Origin of the sequence: Streptomyces pinistramenti, assembly GCF_020564935.1 — a bacterium.
Classification (GTDB): Bacteria; Actinomycetota; Actinomycetes; order Streptomycetales; family Streptomycetaceae; genus Streptomyces; species Streptomyces pinistramenti.
Map to the genome: position 1 here is coordinate 34025 of NZ_JAJCXB010000002.1, position 15686 is coordinate 49710.

A 15686-nucleotide genomic window follows, 5' to 3' on the forward strand; every position below is an offset into this window, starting at 1 on the left:
GCGCCGACGTCGCGGTGCCGCTGCGGGTGGACCAGGCAGGCCAGGCCGAGCTCGACGTCAACCTCGGGCACGAGGCGGCACAGTGACGCTCCGCCGCCTCGTGCGGCGCCGCGTGGGAAGGGCCCGGGGAACCGGGTCCTTCCCGCTCACGGGGGTTCAGCAGATTCGTGGCAGTTGCTCCCCGATCGGCAGGTCGACCACCCGCGTGCCTCCGAGACCGGTACGGGCAACGACCATGCCGGGGTGGTCGGTGACGCACTCGCCGATGACCGTGGCCTCGGCGCCCAGCGGGTGGCAGCGCATCGCCTCCAGTACGGCGTCTGCCTGCGCACGGGGTACAAAGGCGACCAGCTTGCCCTCGTTCGCCACGTACATCGGGTCCAGGCCCAGCACCGCGCAGGCGTTGGCCACCGTCTCCGGCACCGGCAGGCTCCGCTCCTGGACGACCACACCGACCGACGCCGCGGCCGCGATCTCTCCGAGGGCCGTGGCCAGGCCGCCCCGGGTGGGGTCACGGAGTACGTGCAGGTCGGGGGTGACGGCGAGCATCGCCTCGACGAGCCCGCCCAGTGCCGCGCAGTCGCTCTCGATGCCGACGCCGAATTCGAGCCCTTCCCGCACGCTCATGACGGCCACGCCGTGCACGCCGATGGGCCCGCTGACGATGACGACGTCGCCGGGGGCGGCGCGCTGCGGGCGGATGTCGACGCCGTCCGGGATCAGCCCGATGCCCGCGGTGTTGAGGTAGATGCCGTCACCGTGTCCGGCCTCGACGACCTTGGTGTCACCGGTGGCGACCTCCACTCCCGCGGTCCTGGCGGCGGCGCCCAGGGCCTCGGCCACCCGCGCCACCAGCGCCACCTCGACCCCCTCCTCCAGGATGAAGCCGCAGGAGAGGTACGCGGCGCGGGCACCGCTCATGGCGAGGTCGTTGACGGTGCCGTTGACCGCGAGGTCACCGATGCTGCCACCGGGGAAGAACAACGGCCGCACCACGTAGGAGTCGGTGGAGAAGGCCAGCCGCGCCCCGCCCAGCGTCACCACGGCGGAGTCGGCGAGTCCGGCGAGCACCGTGCCGCCGAAGGCGGGCGCGAAGACGTGCTCCACGAGTTCGGCGGAGAGTACCCCTCCCCCTCCGTGTCCCATGACGATCCGGGGCTGATCCCGCAGCGGCGCGGGGCAGGCCCAGCCGGAGAAGTCCGGGGCCGGCGATGCGACTTCTCGGACGGTGGTGTCAGACAACGGGGCTCGCCTCCAGTGGTGCGGTGGTGCCGCCGAGCCGGCGGTAGAGGTAGTAGGCGGCGCAGGCTCCCTCGCTGGAGACCATGGTGGCGCCGAGCGGGTTGCGCGGGGTGCAGGCGGTGCCGAACGCCGCGCACTCGTGGGGCTTGATCAGTCCCTGGAGTACGTCGCCGCTGCGGCAGTCTGCGGGCTCCTCGGTGGTGATGCCGGTGACCGAGAAGCGGTGCTCGGCGTCGTATGCGCGATAGCGCGCGGAGAGCCGCCACCCGCTGTCCGGAATGATGCCGATGCCGCGCCAGGCACGGTCGGTCACCTCGAAGATGTCGGCGAGCATCGCCTTGGCGGCGGGGTTTCCGCCGGGGCGGACGGCACGCGCGTAGGCGTTGTCGACACGGTGTTCGCCGCGCTCCAGTTGCTGCACGGTGCGGCGGACGCCTTCGAGGATGTCCAGCGGTTCGAAGTCGAGCGAGGACGGGCCGCGGTCACCGGCTGGACCGGGGTGGACGATCAGGCAGGTGTGCGTGGACCAGATGTCGTACGGAACAGGGGACTTGAGCATCGGAGCGATGATCAGATCCGGCCGGTTCCGGTGCACCGCATCGCGCAACGAAGCGTCATTCAGAGCGAGTTGAACAGATACATGGTGCCCGTGGTCACCCAGCTCGGCGAAGACGCGTTGGGTCAAACTGTTGAACGCGCCGGCCAGCAGCAGGATCTGCATGTCGCCTCCCGGCCGCCGGGTCGGGTGTCCCCGCTGCGGCCAGGGGTGAGCATGCCGACCCCACTCCCCCGATCCGGAGCGGCCGGGCCGTGAGGTCGCCCGATTGCCACTCCGGGTACCGGGCCGGTCCCGGCCCGGCTGCGCGAATCGCATCGGGAGATCGAGATGGACCTGAACGTACTGGAGGCGTCCCACGGCGTCGGCGCCACAGCGACGTGCAGGTGGTGATGCCGGTTGTGTTCGTTTCCGAGGGGCCCGGGATCAGCGGCGCAGGGCGGTCTCCCGCTGCATATATGACAGTTTCTGGGGATTGCGCACGGCGTAGAGCCTGGTGATGAGGCCGTCGTCGATGCGCACCGTCACGACGGTGTCGATTGCGCCGCCCAGCCGGAGAATCAGCGCCGGATGGGCATTGACCTGCGCCTGCCGGAGCGACGCTGCGCTGACCCTGCCCAGGCCGGCGGTCAGCAGGCGGGCCACCTTGTCGGCCCCCACGACGGGCCGCAGGACGGCCTGCTTGACTCCCCCGCCGTCACCCAGGAGGACGACGTCCGGCGCGAGGATGTCGAGCAGGCTCTGCAGATCGCCTGTTTCGGCCGCCCGTTGGAACGCGTCGAGCACGTCTCGGGTCTCGGTCGGGGAGACGATCCCGCGCGGCCGGCGCGCCGCGACGTGTCCCCGTGCCCGGTGCGCGATCTGGCGGACCGCGGCCGGGCTCTTGCCGACGGCTTCGGCGATCTCGTCGTACCCGAGGTCGAACACCTCGCGCAGCACGAACACCGCCCGCTCGGTCGGCGTGAGCGTCTCCATCACCAGCAGCATCGCCATCGAGACGCTGTCGGCCGGCTCCACGTCCTCGGCCACGTCGGGCGCGGTGAACAGCGGCTCGGGCAGCCAGGGGCCGACGTAGGACTCCTTGCGGCGACCGAGCGTACGCAGCCGGCTCAGCGCCTGGCGCGTGGTGATCCGGACCAGGTACGCACGCCGATCCCGCACCGTGGGGAGATCGGCCCCCGCCCACCGCAGCCAGGTCTCCTGCAGGACGTCCTCCGCGTCGGCGGCCGAGCCGAGCATCTCGTAGGCGACGGTGAACAGCAGGTTGCGATGGGCCACGAACACCTCGGTGGCGGGGTCCGCCCGACCGCCACCGGCGGGCCGCCCGGCCGTGTCCTCGGTGCGCGCGCTGTGCTCACTCTTCACCTGCTGCTCCTGCCTGTTCGCTCTCGACGCTCCACGCGCACAAGACGTCGGCCCCCGCAGCTTTGTGACGCTCATGAGCGGTGGGCCACGTCACATGGCCGCCCCGTCACAAGGAGCGGGCCGCCGGCATCTCATGTTCGTTCCGTGCAACACCACGAGTGAGGACGAAGCCATGAACGCCCGGTTCAACATGTTCGACAACGAGATCGCCGCCAAGTTCACCAAGCGGTTCGCAGGCGTCGGCCTGGTGATCCACCATTCGCCGCTGGCGAAGTCCACGCAGGAGCTGGTGTCGCTGCGCGCCAGCCAGATCAACGGCTGCGGCTGGTGCATCGACATGCACACCCAGCAGGCCGCAGCCGCCGGTGAAACCACGGTCCGGCTCCACCTGGTCGCCGCCTGGCGCGAGTCCACCGTGTTCACCGAGGCCGAACGGGCCGCGCTGGCACTCGCCGAAGAGGGCACCCGGCTCGCCGACGCCCACCACGGCGTGTCCGACGAGACCTGGGCCCAGGTACGCAAGCACTACGACGACGACCAGATCGCCGCGCTGGTCTCCTTGGTCGCCCTGATCAACGCGGCCAACCGGCTCGCCGTGATGGTGCACCAGCAGGGAGGTTCCTACGAGCCCGGCATGTTCGCCGCCGCAATCAGCTGATCGGCAGACGAATCCGGCCCGGCCCAGGATCATCCGATCCGGGCCGGGCCCGGGCAGGGCGTCTTTTCGTGGGCGGGCATGAGCGCCTCGACCAGGTGGTTGTCGAGGCTCATGTGATCGAAGGGGTTGCCCATGCCCGCCTGGAGGCCGCCACGCCGGGACGCTCGGGGGGCAGGCTGACCAACAAGCCCCAGCTGTCTGCCGACCGGCGTTGCTGTCCGCTCTCGTTCATGCTGCCCCGAGTCCGGGGCAGCCCCGGTTCATCGACGTCGTCCCGGGCCGAAGCAGCGGCGTTGCCTCCCCCGCTCCCGCAGACGAGGACGGGCACAACCGAGCTGAGCTCGGGGATCGTCGGGTGCTGCCGGAAGAGCCCTCTCCTGTGAGGTTCTGACCGCGGACACAGGTGAAGCCGGGCCGGTGGGGGCTGCCTTGTCGATCGTGACCAGGAACTTCTTGAACGCGATGGCCCGGTGGCGGCGGTGCAGGTCACCGATCGCAGCGCCATCGGTGATGTTGAAGGCGGCGAACGGGCTGGTGATGCCGTGCCGAAGGCAGTCATGGGTGCGGCGAACTCCACATCGGGCAGCCTGACTTCCACGGCACGAGGACGCGGTGGTGGCGAGTCCCGCCGGCCTCGCCGCGACGTCCCCTGTCTCGCCGCGGTCGTGCAATCGTCTGCCACCTGCGCAGCAGGCCCGGAGCAATGGCCCCGACACCGCCGTCAACAGCAGACGGAGCGTCATGGAGCGGGTACTGTCCGCGTTGTATTGATCCGTGCGGGCGGCGGGAAAGGCGGCTCGGTGGCTGAAGATCCTGGACATCCGCCACATCAGCCGGCTCCCAACACCGGCGCGGCGGAGGACGGTTCGTGGCTGACCGCGGGGGTGGGCAGCGTCGGCGCGACCAGCTTCCTCTCCGATGCCGGCCACGAGATCGCCACGGCCGCCCTCCCCAGCTTCATGACCAGCGTGCTGCACACCTCTGCCGCCGCACTCGGATTGATCGAAGGCATCAGCGACGCCCTCACCGGCCTCGCCAAACTCGTCGGCGGCCCGCTCGCCAACGACCCGCGCCGCCGAGGCCGGATCGCGAGCGGAGGCTACCTGGGTACGGCCCTTGCGACCGGCGCCATCGGTCTGGCCACCGCGGTGTGGCAGGTCGGTGTGCTCCGGGCCATCGCCTGGTCGTCCCGGGGGCTGCGCTCCCCTGCCAAGGACACGCTTCTCGCCTCCCTCGCCCCGCCGCACGCCTATGGACGCGCCTACGGCCTGGAGCGCGCCGGCGACAATCTCGGAGCCGTGGTCGGCCCGTTGGCCGCCGCTGCCCTGGTCGCGGGGCTGGGGATCCGCCCGGCAATCTGGTTCGCCTTCCTGCCCGGCGTCCTCGCCGCGCTCACCATCACCTTCGCCGCACGCGAGGCCCGCCGCCGGCACGGCGACGGCATCCGCGAACCGATCCGGCTGCACTTCGCCGGACTGCGCGGAGCCGGGCTGCTGCGCCCCATGCTGCCGATCGTACTGTTCGAGTTCGGCAACCTGGCCGTCACGCTGCTCATCCTGCGCGCCACCCAACTCCTGCAATCCCAGGGGCACTCGGCCGCCACGGCAGCCTCTCTGGCCATTCTCATCTACGCGGCGCACAACGCCGTCGGAGCCGTCATCGCCTACGTGGGCGGCCACTGGACCGACCGGGTCGGCCCTCGCGCCGTCTTCGCCGCGGGATCGGCCGTCTACGTCCTGGCCTACGCCGGATTCGCCGCCGGATTCGCCTCCTGGTGGGCGCTGTTGATCTCGTTCACCCTCGCCGGAGCAGGCATCGGCCTCGCCGAGACCGCTGAATCCGCCCTCGTCGCCCAGATGCTGCCCGACCACCTGCGTGGCAGCGGCTTCGGCCTCCTCGGAGCCGTACAGGCAGCCGGCGACCTCGTCGCCACCGTCACCGTCGGCATCCTCTACACCGCCCTCTCCCCGACCGCCGGGTTCCTCTACGCCGCCGGCTGGATGCTGCTCTCCGCCCTCACCGCAGGAGCCCTGGCACCCCGCCGGCAGACGGCCACGAGGTGACGAGCGGGCAGCCGACGGTGCACCGGTCGTGGAATCCTCCGGCAACGCCCCGGGACTCGGGCCCACCCTGGCCGGCATCACCTTCAGGTGCCCGGTCACGTGGTCACCGACCCCGGCCTGGGGCCCGGAATCCGCCGCCGAGCCGATCAGCCGGCTCACGGTGCGCGAGGAGATCTCCACCGCCCTCGTCACCGCCGCAGCTCCCGGGAGGGATACCGAGATGCGGACGCGGCACACCAACCTGCCATGAGTGCGCGCATCAGGCAGGCGAGAACCATGCGCCGGGACCGGGAAACCAGATGGCAGAGTGGAGGGACTCGTTCTGCTCTGTGGAGGTAGTTCCCGTATGCGATTGCTGCTCATACGCCACGGCCAGACTCCGTCCAATCTCAAGCACCTGCTGGACACCGCGTTGCCCGGCCCGGGGCTGACACCGCTGGGCCAGGAGCAGGCGGCTGCGCTGGCGACGGCCCTGTCGACGGAGAAGTTCGATGCCCTGTATGCCTCCACCCTCGTACGCACCCAGCTGACCGCCGCACCGCTGGCCGCCGCGACGGGCCTGGAGGTCCAGGTCCGGGACGGCATCAGGGAGTTGGCCGCCGGGGATCTGGAGTTGCGCGGTGACGACGAAGCTGCCGCCGCCTACCTCGCCACAGCATTCGCCTGGTCTGCGGGAGACACCGGACGCCGTATGCCCGGCGCAGAGAACGGTGTGGAGGCGCTCGGCCGCTTCGACGCTGTCGTCGCCGAAGCGGCCGGGACGGGGGCGAAGTCGGTGGCGATGGTCAGTCACGGTGCAGCGATCCGGATGTGGGTGGCGGCCCGCGCGACCAATGTGGATGTGGCGTACGCGTCCAGCCACCCGTTGGGCAACACCGGCGTCATCGCCCTCTCCGGCTCGCCCGGCCAGGGCTGGCGCGCCCACTTGTGGGAGGGCCGCCCGCTGGGACCGGAAGGCACGTCGCTCGATGACAGTGGCCCGGCGGGAGCTGCGTTTTCGTAGTCGACGGTGACGGAGCCGTAGCGGTTCACGGCCGGGCTGTGGGCCGGGGAGACGTGCGCGAGCACCTCGGCGTCCGCCTCGCGGCCGGCGGCACGCAGCACATGGGTGATCAGCGGAGACCGCCGCGGCGAAGTAGGCGCGGTTCGCCGGCTCGAAGGCGCCGACGATTCCCGCGGCGAGCACCAGCGCGCCCTCACCGTGCAGGGACGGGACCATTCCCGCGCCGAGTTCGCCGGGGCCCGGGGGACGGACGACCAGGCAGAGCGTGAATGCCCCCGCGATGACGGCCGGTGAGGCCACCGCCACCGCCTGCAGGAACCGCTCGCCGAACCGGTCCCCCGCCGCCAGCAGCCATGCACCCGCTACTGCGGCGACCAGACCGCCCACCGGCAGTGGGACGCCGAAGAGTGCAGCGCAATCGCCGCGCCGACGACCTCGGCCAGATCGGTGGCGAGGGAGACGACTTCCGCCTGCGCCCAGTAGGCCAGGCGCCGCGGGCGGCGGCACCGTGCGGCGATCAACGCGGGCAGGCTCTGCCCCGTGGTCGCGCCGAGCTTCGCGGCCAGGTACTGCACCGGCCCGGCGACCAGGGTCGCCGGCACCACCACCCACAGCAGTGTGGTGCCGTAGCCGGCACCGGCGGTCACGTTGGCGACCACGTTGCCGGATCCACGTACACGACAGCGGCGACGAAGGTAGGGCCCAGGCGCCGTATTCCCAGCATGCGGGGATGGCGTTCGGTCAGCTCCGGGAAGGTGCGGACCGGGTCACCGGGGCCGCCCCTCGCGCCCGGCGGCCTCCTGCCACCCACGGGCCGCCCCACAAGGGGTCACTCGGCCGCACCGATGGGGTTGCGGCGGGAGACGATGAGCGGGTCCTGCGGGGTGAAGGGGAACTGCGGCAGCTCGCGCTCCGGAAGGTCGAAGGTGGCGGCAAGCACCTCGCTGGAGAAGGCGGTGGCGGTGGCGCGGTACCCGACGTCGCCCGGGGTGGGCTGGTCGAAGAAGATCAGGAAATGGAAGCCTTCGTCACCGAGCACCTCGATGTGGTGCGGATAGGCCCGCGGCACGAAGTACACGTCCCCGGGGCCGAGTTCGTACTCGCCGAGGCTGACGTCCGGGGAGAGCACGCGCATTCGGGCCCTGCCCTTGGCGACGTAGCCCATCTCGGCGGTCACCGGGTGCCAGTGCGGGGAGCGCATCCCGTTCTCCTTGACACGCAGCGAGTACATCGAGATGTCGTCAAGGGCGGCCCAGTACTGCCGCCGTGCCAGGCGTGCCGAGCCGTACGCGTACGACAGCGGCGCGTGCTGACCCTCCACGTCGAAAAGGTGGGCGTTCGGGAGCTTCTGCGTGAGGTCGCTCGTGACACTGCCGCGACGGGCGAAGATCTGCTCCGCCGGTGCCCGTTCGAAGGCGGCGAAGGCGGAACCGGGCAGATCGTGTTGCCGAGCACCGGGTTCGTCATCGCGGCAAGGCTGTCGCGCAGGGAGAAGTGCAGTGGGCTCTCGTGACGCAGCGCGATGATGATCTCCGCATCGACCGCGCTCACGTTCTCGATGTGGTACACCGCGCCGGACTCCACGTGGTACATCTGCCCCTCGCCGGCCACGAACGAGGCGAACTCGTTCCCGTCGGCCGGCATGGACACCAGCACCTCGCCACTGGTCACGTAGGCGATCTGGTTGGCGTTGACGTTCCACTGCGGCTCCCGGATCGCGCCCGGCGCGAGCACCACGCGCTTGATGGAGAGCCTGCTCAGGATGGGCAGATGAGCGGTTTCCACGACCTGGATGCTGCCGAGATCGCTCTGGAATATGGGCTGGGTCTCGGACAGCGAAACCCAGTAGGACGAATTCATGGATATGTCGCTCCTCACGAGCCTGAACGTGCCGCTCCAGACGTCCCCTTCGGACGCTGTCACGGACGTGGCCGGGCCGACAGCCGTGCGTGGGGTTCGAGTGATGACGTGCCGACCGACCGGCAGTCGCGACGCGGGCCACTGCCCAAGTGGCCGATTCGTGTTGAGGAATCGGACAAGATCCCGCTGCGGCCGCGGGACGCATTGCGCCGGTCGGAGGAGGTCCACGATCGCTGTTGGGCACATCTCGGCAGTTCTCCCGTCGGGTCGTCTGAACGAGATCCGCGGGCAGCGCAGGACGTCCGGCGCGAGGCGGCCCTTGAACGGCAGGAGAGATGCGATGGCGATCGATCTGACGGCGGCCTCGATCACCGAGGCGGTGCGGAAGGCTTTCGAAGGCGCGGAGGATGAGCGCGTCAAAGAGCTGTTCGTCCGCCCGGTGCAGCACCTGCACGACTTCACGCGGGAGGTGCGGCTGACCGGTGAGGAGTGGTGCAAGGTGATGGATTTCCTTGAGCGTGTGGGCAAGACCTGTACTCCGACCCGGCAGGAGTTCGTCCTGCTGTCCGACCTTCTGGGCCTGAGTGTGCTGGTGGATCTGATCCACCATCCCGGCGGTGGGTCGGCGACGGATTCGACGCTGCTGGGCCCCTTCTACGTGGAAGGCCGGCCGACGGCGGAGAACGGATCCCTCTGCCGAGCGCCTCCGGCGGGTCAGCCCCCACTTCGAGCGCGGCCGGTTCAGGCCGCTTCCCCTCGCGCAGACCTTCGACCTCGATCATGGCCCGGACGCCTATCGCGCAGTGGCGGAGAAGAAAGTGCGCGGCCGGGTCGTCATCCAGCCCTGAGACGGAGGAAGGCCGTACCCACCCGCGGCTGCCTCGGTCTTCGCGGGCCGGCAGCAGCCCGGAACCCTGCTGGAGCACCCCCAGAGCAATCCGGTCCGGCAGACGCTCACCCGGCAGATCCACCTGACCAGGTCGCGGCAGACCACATCCAACGCCCCACCCCGCACAAAGTTGCCGACATCACCTCTGCCCGGGATGAACGCCACGGAGCCCGCGACAGTCAGGAAGAGTTCAGGTAGCCCCTGGCAGCGTCCTGGGCCATGACAAGCGACACGCAGCGCGCCGATACGCCGGCGCGGCACCGGCAGATGCTGAACAAGGTCCCCGAAGTCACCGTCTACTTCTGGGTGATCAAGGTCTTGTGCACCACGGTCGGCGAGACCGCGGCGGACCTGCTCAACGCCAACCTCGGCATGGGCCTGACCAACACCTCGTACCTGATGAGTGCCCTCCTGGTCATCACGCTGGTCTTCCAGTTCCGGGCGCGCGCTTACGTACCGGCCCTGTACTGGCTCTCGGTGGTCCTGATCAGCGTGGTCGGCACGCTGATCAGCGACAACCTCACCGACAACCTCGGAGTGCCGCTGGAGACGACGACGGTGGTGTTCGCCGTGGCCCTCGCCCTGACCTTCGGTGCCTGGTACCTGAGCGAGCGGACCCTGTCGATCCACAGCATCACCACGCGCCGCAGGGAAGCGTTCTACTGGTCGGCGATCCTGTTCACCTTCGCCCTGGGCACCGCCGCGGGCGACCTGGCCGCCGAGCGCCTGGACCTCGGCTACTGGTTCTCCGCCGTGGTCTTCGCCGTCCTGATCGCGGCCGTGGCCCTCGCGCGCTTCACCCTGGACTTCGACGCCATCTGGGCGTTCTGGATCGCCTACGTCCTGACCCGGCCGCTCGGCGCCTCGCTGGGCGACTATCTCTCCCAGCCGCACACCGACGGCGGCCTGGCACTGGGCACCGTCGGCACCAGCGCCCTCTTCCTCGCGGTCATCCTCGGGCTGGTGATCCATCTCACCCGTACGCGGCGGGACGTGCTGCCGGCGAAGGAGGTCACCCCGCGGGAAGAGTGACGGCGAACCGCGCGCCCTGCCCCGTACCGGCCCAGGTGAGATCGCCGCCGGCCGCGCGGGCCAGGCGCCGCGCCAGTGCCAGGCCGAGCCCCGCGCCGTCGTGCCCGTCCTCGGGATGGGCACGGCGGCCGGGCTCGAAGAGCGACGGGACGAAGGGCTCGGGCACACCCGGCCCGTCGTCGCCGACGTACACCGTGACCGCACCGGCTTCCGCCAGGCAGGAGAGGGAGATCGCGTGCACGGCGTAGCGGCGGGCGTTGTCCAGCAGCGGCATCAAGATCCGCTCGGCGACCGCCGCCGAGACACCGGCGTCCACCGCATCGCCCTCGACCCGTACGGGCGGGGCGGCGGGGTGCTCGGCGGCGACACGCCGCGACAACTGGTGCGCGAGATCCGGGAACCGGCAACGTCCCGGCGTCTGCGCACCGCGGGTGCGGGCCTCGGACAGGAGGGAATCGCAGATCTGCTGCATCGTGGCGGCGGCACCAGCGATGGCCCGGTGGGAGTTCTCCTGTGCGCACGCATCGCGCGGCCGCCCGGACAGCCATTCGGTCTCCGCGGTGATCCGGGCGAGCGGAGTACGCAACTCGTGGGACAGCTCCGCTGCCTGCTGCTGTTCGTGGCGCAGCACCGCGGCCAGCCGGTCGAGCAGCGCGTCGAGGCCGGCGGCGAGCGAGGACAGCTCGGCCGGCCGGTCCGCCGGGCCGAACCGTTCCGGGGCACCCGTCGCCGCCCACCGGGTGGCCTGGGCGCTCATGGCCGCGACCGGCCGCAGCGCCCGCCGCACCACGAGCCGGGTCAGCAGATAGACGGTGGCCAGCAGCAGCACCGCCAGCGCGAGGGAACCGGCCAGCGCGGCGTCCGCCGTACTGCGGTAGGGATCGAGGCTCACGGACGTGACCACGGTGCCCACCTGCCGACGGCCGGTGACCGAACCGACCGGGAAGGCGTAGAGCCGGGTCGGGCCGGGCGGCCCCGCGGTCTCGGCGAACCCCTCGCCGTGCCCGGCCAGCCGGTCCGCCTGCCTGCGCAGACGGGCGGGCGCGCCGGGTGGCATGTCGACGGCGCGGTGGCCTTGGAAGATCCACACACCGGCATCCAACGCCTGGTCCTGGGCGGGTTCGTGGACGACCAGCCGCCCGTCGGGCCGGGCCGCCACCGTGGCCGCCACCGCCTCCGCCCGGGTGCGCAGGACATCGTCCGCCTGCTCGTGCAGCCGCTTGTCCAGGGCCAGATTGAACGCGGTCGTGAGCACGGCGATCCACAACGCGCTGGTGACCAGGGCCAGCAGCGCGAGACGGCCACGCAGGGTGCGGGGGCCGGGGAGGCGCGTCATACGCAGCGGTAGCCGACGCCGCGGACGGTGGCGATGCCGCGCGGGGCACCGGCTTCGCGCAGCTTCCGCCGCAGCCGTGCCAGGTACTGGTCCAAGGTGTTGTCGCTGACCTGTGCGCCCTCGGGCCAGCCCACCCGTACCAACGCCCTGCGCCGCACCACGGCTCCCGGATCCGCCATGAGGCAGGCCAGGAGGCGGAACTCGGTGGGGGTCAACGCCACCGCCAGGCCGTGCACCGTCAGCTCGTACCGCACCGGGTCCAGAAGCAGCGCGCCCGCCCCGGCGACGAGCGGACTGTCGCCGCCGCGCCGCAGGACCGCCCGGATACGGGCCGCCAGCTCACTCAGGTGAAAGGGCTTGGCAAGGTAGTCGTCGCCCCCGGAGGCGAAGCCGGCGAGCCGGTCGGTGAGATTGCCCCGGGCCGTCAGGAAGATCACCGGTGCCGTGATCCCCGCGCCCCGCATCGCCTGGCACACATCCCGCCCGTCGGAGTCCGGCAGCCCGACGTCGAGCACCACGGCATCCACCGCCGCATCGACGCTGCGCAGGGCGGCGGCGCCGTCGGCGGCGGTGACGACGTCGAATTCCTCGTCGCGCAGGGCGCGCGCGAGGACATCGCGCAGGCCGTGGTCGTCCTCGACGATCAAGATGCGGGCAGTCACCCCGCCAGTATCACCCGGCCCGCCCCGCCGCCCCCGGCGAGGACGGGATGCGCCCGCAGACGTTCAGGTTCCGTTCAGGCGGGGCACGGCACCCTACGGCGGTGACCTGGACCGATCGGCACGGAGGCGCGCGCCTGCCCGGCCCGTGCGCGGGAGCGTGCGGGCACGGCACGCACCGTGGTCATCGAGGACGACGCGACGACCGGCAGTCGGCTCGCCGCCACCATGCGCGTGCTCGGGCACGACAGCCACCGGTGCCATTTCAGGCCGCGCGAGTTCGACCTGCTCGTACGGCCGGCGGAGCACCCCGGGCAGGCCGTCAGCCGCGAGGATCTGATGAGTTCCGACGCGTGGGGTCTGGGACGCGCACTGGTTCCGGGCCCACCAAGTCCCTTGACGTGCACGTGACCGCCCTGCGCCGCAAGGGGGCAGTCTGGTGCGGATCACCACGCTCCGGCAGTTCGGCACACGCTTGCCCGCTGCCGCCCTTGGACCGCCGGGCCGGCTCCGCGTAGCCGAGGCGTCGGGACGCCCTGGTCTTTCCGACGGCCCGGCAGCGGCGGCTCGTCCGTACCACGGCGTGGGGTACGGCTGATCTTGCTGCGGGCACCAACTCCCGCCAGTGCGGCCGGAGTCCGCGATTCCGCGGGCCGGGGCGCCTACAGTTACCCGCGCCCGACTCCGCGCCTCGAAGGAGGCATTCCTGCAGGAGGCATGCATGACGCTCGCGCGCAGATCCGTACTCCGGGGTTCAACGGTGGCCGCCGGCGTCGTGGCGGGCGCCGCGGCACCGGCCCCGGCGACGGCGGAGCCCGCCGACGGCACCGGCCCGGATGAGCGCACACTCACGCCCCTGCTCCAACGGCAGCCGCACCGGCTCGGCACACCGGCGGTGAGCGGGGTGCATCTCCAGTTCGGTACGGACCCCGCCACGGAGATGACCGTGTCCTGGCTCAGCCCGCAGTCCGTACGCAGACCGCAGGTCCGGTTCGGCCCGCCCGACGGCGGTGCGGGTTCGGCCGTCGACGCGGAGACCGTGACCTACCGCGACGCGCTGTCGAAGGAGGAGGTGTACGTCCACCACGCCCGGCTCACCGGCCTGCGTCCGGACACGACCTACCTCTACTCGGCCGGCCATGCCGGGGCCGCCCCCGACACCGGGTCCTTCACCACCGCCCCGCGCGGGCGCACCGCGTTCACCTTCACCAGCTTCGGCGACCAGGGCGCCCCCAACCTGCGCCGCGACGTCCACTGGCCCGAGGGCAGCGGCACCCCTTCGCCGTCGGGCCGCTTCCCGCTGTACACGAGCAGCCAGGCGGGCACCGCCGCCTCCGCCGACATCGTGGCCGCGGTCGAGCGCGTGGGCCCGCTGTTCAATCTGGTCAACGGCGACCTGTGCTACGCGTCGGCCGCCGGTGTGTTCCACGAGAACCGCGTCGCCACGTGGGCCGACTGGTTCATCAGCAACAGCCGTTCGACCCGGCTGCGCCCGTGGATGCCCTGCGTGGGCAACGCCGAGAACGAGGCCGGCAACGGTCCCGTCGGCGCCGCCGCCTACCAGGCGTACTACGCGCTGCCCGCATCGAGCGCGTCATCGGATCCGGAGACCCGCGGGCTCTGGTACGCGTTCACCGTGGGCGCGGTCCGCTTCCTCTCTCTCGCCAACGACGACGTGGCGATCCAGGACACCGGCGACACCTACGTGCGCGGCTATTCCGGAGGCGCCCAACGCCGGTGGCTGGAGCGCGAGTTGAAGGCGGCACGGCACAGCCGGGAGATCGACTGGATCGTGATCTGCATGCACCATCCGATGATCTCCAGCAGCCGGAGCGGTTCCGGCAGCGACCTCGGGGTGCGCAGCGCCTGGGGCCCGCTCTTCGACGCCTACGGAGTCGACCTGGTGCTCGGCGGCCACGAGCACTACTACGAACGGTCCCTGCCCGTACGCGGCACCCTGCCCAATGACGCCCGCACGCCCGTGCCGACGCAGACCCGCACCGATGTGGCCGACACGGGCCGGGGCACGGTGCACCTGACCATCGGAGGCGGCGGGAACTTCGCCACCACGCAGGACGACCTGTTCCAGGAGGCGAAGGGCCGGGTGGTGGTGGAGCTGACGAAGGAACAGGAGGGCCGCCACCGCAAGCCCTTGTGGTTCATCGAGGACACGCCCTGGCGCGCGTTCCAGGACCGCCAACACACCCACGGCTTCGCCGCGTTCGATGTCGACCCCGGAGACGCGCGCGAGGGCCGGACCCGGATGCGGGTCACGTACTACACCTTCGACGGCCCCCACGGCGACCTGACCCCGGTGGACAGCGTCACCCTCGAACGCCCACGGGGCGACGCACACCGGTGACACAACCGCCTCGGCCCGGCAGGGCTTCGCCGGCAACCCGTCTCCCGGCTTCCAGGCGGGGCGCTGTGCGGCCTGGGTGCGCGCCGCGGCTCGGAGTAGCGCGTTCGGCGATCTGGCCTCAGCCGCCGCAGATGTCCTGGGACGGCGTACTTGAGGACGATTCCCGGGTCGATGACCGATGTAGTCGGTCGACGCTTCCGTCATCGTGGCCGACCGTCCTTCCGTACCGCCGACGGCGCGGCTGTGGTCGCCCCGCCCCTTCCACGCCACGGGATGTCACCTGCGAACGTTGGCCGATGCCAGCGGAGTTGGGCCGGCACCCGGACTGTGGACACCGCGGGCTCCCTTCCCCGTGCGGCATCGATCGGCCTGGTCACTCCCCCGGCAGCCGGCGTGCGATGTTTGCCGCGAGGTGCCGTGCCGCGCGGGCTCCCGACCCTTTGCCCTCGGCCAGCAGTTGCAGGAGTTCGACCGCGGCGCGGGCCTCCCGGCGGGTCAGCAGCGGCAGCCGTTCGTCGTCGCCATCCACCACGCCGTCGACCAGGCTCAGGAGGCGGTAGTCCATGTTGCTCATGTTCGGGGCAACGGCCGATGGCCTGCGAGGTCACGGCTTTGCCGTCGTCCGGCCGACTCGGGGCGTGATGACGCCGGGATGCGTGAC

Annotated in this window: 14 protein-coding genes and 2 pseudogenes; 7 read left to right on the plus strand and 9 right to left on the minus strand. The window is 71.3% G+C overall.

Annotated features, from left to right (window positions below; translation table 11 throughout):
* Window positions 1-156: 156 nt before the first annotated feature.
* The 3 genes and pseudogenes from hypE to LIU39_RS01665 all read right to left on the minus strand — a co-directional run bounded on the left by hypE (window position 157) and on the right by LIU39_RS01665 (window position 3163).
* Complete coding sequence (hypE, locus tag LIU39_RS01655; RefSeq protein WP_308409330.1) at window positions 157-1242, minus strand: hydrogenase expression/formation protein HypE; 1086 nt, start codon at window positions 1240-1242, stop codon at window positions 157-159.
* Window positions 1235-1702 (minus strand): annotated as a pseudogene (locus LIU39_RS35450) (HypD family hydrogenase formation protein); the annotation flags it as partial. The pseudogene LIU39_RS35450 and the gene hypE, both read right to left, overlap by 8 nt.
* A 522-nt stretch (window positions 1703-2224) precedes the next feature.
* Entirely contained in the window at window positions 2225-3163 is a 939-nt protein-coding gene (locus tag LIU39_RS01665; protein WP_227043744.1) for an RNA polymerase sigma-70 factor, read from the minus strand.
* Between the two features lie 172 nt (window positions 3164-3335).
* On the opposite strand from LIU39_RS01665, the gene LIU39_RS01670 reads away from it, so the two are divergent.
* From LIU39_RS01670 to LIU39_RS01685, 4 genes are all read left to right on the plus strand, one after another.
* The gene (locus LIU39_RS01670) at window positions 3336-3821 is read left to right on the plus strand and encodes a carboxymuconolactone decarboxylase family protein (RefSeq protein WP_227043745.1); all 486 of its coding nucleotides are present in this window, start codon (window positions 3336-3338) and stop codon (window positions 3819-3821) included.
* 800 nt (window positions 3822-4621) lie between these two features.
* A complete protein-coding gene (locus tag LIU39_RS01675; RefSeq protein ID WP_227043747.1) occupies window positions 4622-5884 on the plus strand; it encodes an MFS transporter in 1263 nt (420 codons plus the stop codon).
* A gap of 28 nt (window positions 5885-5912) precedes the next feature.
* The gene (locus tag LIU39_RS01680) at window positions 5913-6134 is read left to right on the plus strand and encodes a hypothetical protein (protein WP_227043750.1); all 222 of its coding nucleotides are present in this window, start codon (window positions 5913-5915) and stop codon (window positions 6132-6134) included.
* Window positions 6135-6230: 96 nt separating this feature from the next.
* Window positions 6231-6887 carry a histidine phosphatase family protein gene (locus tag LIU39_RS01685; protein WP_227043752.1) on the plus strand — a complete coding sequence of 219 codons (657 nt, stop codon included), beginning with the start codon at window positions 6231-6233 and terminating at the stop codon, window positions 6885-6887.
* A gap of 213 nt (window positions 6888-7100) precedes the next feature.
* Here the strand turns inward: LIU39_RS01685 and LIU39_RS34755 are convergent.
* The 3 genes and pseudogenes from LIU39_RS34755 to LIU39_RS01700 all read right to left on the minus strand — a co-directional run.
* Window positions 7101-7546, minus strand: a pseudogene (locus LIU39_RS34755) (Nramp family divalent metal transporter); the annotation flags it as partial.
* Window positions 7547-7716: 170 nt separating this feature from the next.
* A complete protein-coding gene (locus LIU39_RS01695; protein WP_264482276.1) occupies window positions 7717-8088 on the minus strand; it encodes a cupin domain-containing protein in 372 nt (123 codons plus the stop codon).
* A complete protein-coding gene (locus LIU39_RS01700) occupies window positions 8061-8747 on the minus strand; it encodes a cupin domain-containing protein (protein ID WP_227043755.1) in 687 nt (228 codons plus the stop codon). Before LIU39_RS01700 ends, LIU39_RS01695 begins: the two co-directional genes overlap by 28 nt.
* A 340-nt stretch (window positions 8748-9087) precedes the next feature.
* Between LIU39_RS01700 and LIU39_RS34760 the strand changes: the two genes are divergently transcribed.
* Both LIU39_RS34760 and LIU39_RS01715 read left to right on the plus strand, forming a co-directional pair.
* Window positions 9088-9834: a dioxygenase gene (locus LIU39_RS34760; protein WP_264482277.1), complete on the plus strand. Its 747-nt coding sequence runs from the start codon at window positions 9088-9090 to the stop codon at window positions 9832-9834.
* A gap of 21 nt (window positions 9835-9855) precedes the next feature.
* On the plus strand, window positions 9856-10668 hold the full coding sequence (locus LIU39_RS01715; RefSeq protein WP_227043757.1) for a COG4705 family protein: 813 nt from the start codon (window positions 9856-9858) through the stop codon (window positions 10666-10668).
* On the opposite strand, the gene LIU39_RS01720 is transcribed toward LIU39_RS01715, so the two are convergent.
* Both LIU39_RS01720 and LIU39_RS01725 read right to left on the minus strand, forming a co-directional pair.
* A complete protein-coding gene (locus LIU39_RS01720) occupies window positions 10649-12004 on the minus strand; it encodes an ATP-binding protein (protein ID WP_227043758.1) in 1356 nt (451 codons plus the stop codon). The two genes, LIU39_RS01715 and LIU39_RS01720, sit on opposite strands and share 20 nt — an antisense overlap.
* Window positions 12001-12666 (minus strand): response regulator transcription factor, encoded by a 666-nt coding sequence (locus LIU39_RS01725; RefSeq protein WP_227043760.1) that lies wholly within the window; start codon window positions 12664-12666, stop codon window positions 12001-12003. Before LIU39_RS01725 ends, LIU39_RS01720 begins: the two co-directional genes overlap by 4 nt.
* A 718-nt stretch (window positions 12667-13384) precedes the next feature.
* On the opposite strand from LIU39_RS01725, the gene LIU39_RS01730 reads away from it, so the two are divergent.
* Entirely contained in the window at window positions 13385-15025 is a 1641-nt protein-coding gene (locus LIU39_RS01730; protein ID WP_227043762.1) for a purple acid phosphatase family protein, read from the plus strand.
* 373 nt (window positions 15026-15398) lie between these two features.
* Here LIU39_RS01730 and LIU39_RS01735 read toward each other — a convergent pair whose 3' ends face one another.
* On the minus strand, window positions 15399-15590 hold the full coding sequence (locus LIU39_RS01735) for a hypothetical protein (RefSeq protein WP_227043763.1): 192 nt from the start codon (window positions 15588-15590) through the stop codon (window positions 15399-15401).
* Window positions 15591-15686: the final 96 nt, after the last annotated feature.

Excerpts from the sequence above, each read along its gene's own strand:
- LIU39_RS01670 (WP_227043745.1), top strand. The coding sequence starts at position 3,336 with ATGAACGCCCGGTTCAACATGTTCGACAACGAGATCGCCGCCAAGTTC.
- LIU39_RS01685 (WP_227043752.1), top strand. The coding sequence starts at position 6,231 with ATGCGATTGCTGCTCATACGCCACGGCCAGACTCCGTCCAATCTCAAG.
- LIU39_RS01695 (WP_264482276.1), bottom strand. The coding sequence starts at position 8,088 with ATGCGCTCCCCGCACTGGCACCCGGTGACCGCCGAGATGGGCTACGTC.
- LIU39_RS01700 (WP_227043755.1), bottom strand. The coding sequence starts at position 8,747 with ATGAATTCGTCCTACTGGGTTTCGCTGTCCGAGACCCAGCCCATATTC.
- LIU39_RS34760 (WP_264482277.1), top strand. The coding sequence starts at position 9,088 with ATGGCGATCGATCTGACGGCGGCCTCGATCACCGAGGCGGTGCGGAAG.
- LIU39_RS01715 (WP_227043757.1), top strand. The coding sequence starts at position 9,856 with ATGACAAGCGACACGCAGCGCGCCGATACGCCGGCGCGGCACCGGCAG.
- LIU39_RS01720 (WP_227043758.1), bottom strand. The coding sequence starts at position 12,004 with ATGACGCGCCTCCCCGGCCCCCGCACCCTGCGTGGCCGTCTCGCGCTG.
- LIU39_RS01730 (WP_227043762.1), top strand. The coding sequence starts at position 13,385 with ATGACGCTCGCGCGCAGATCCGTACTCCGGGGTTCAACGGTGGCCGCC.
- LIU39_RS01735 (WP_227043763.1), bottom strand. The coding sequence starts at position 15,590 with ATGGACTACCGCCTCCTGAGCCTGGTCGACGGCGTGGTGGATGGCGAC.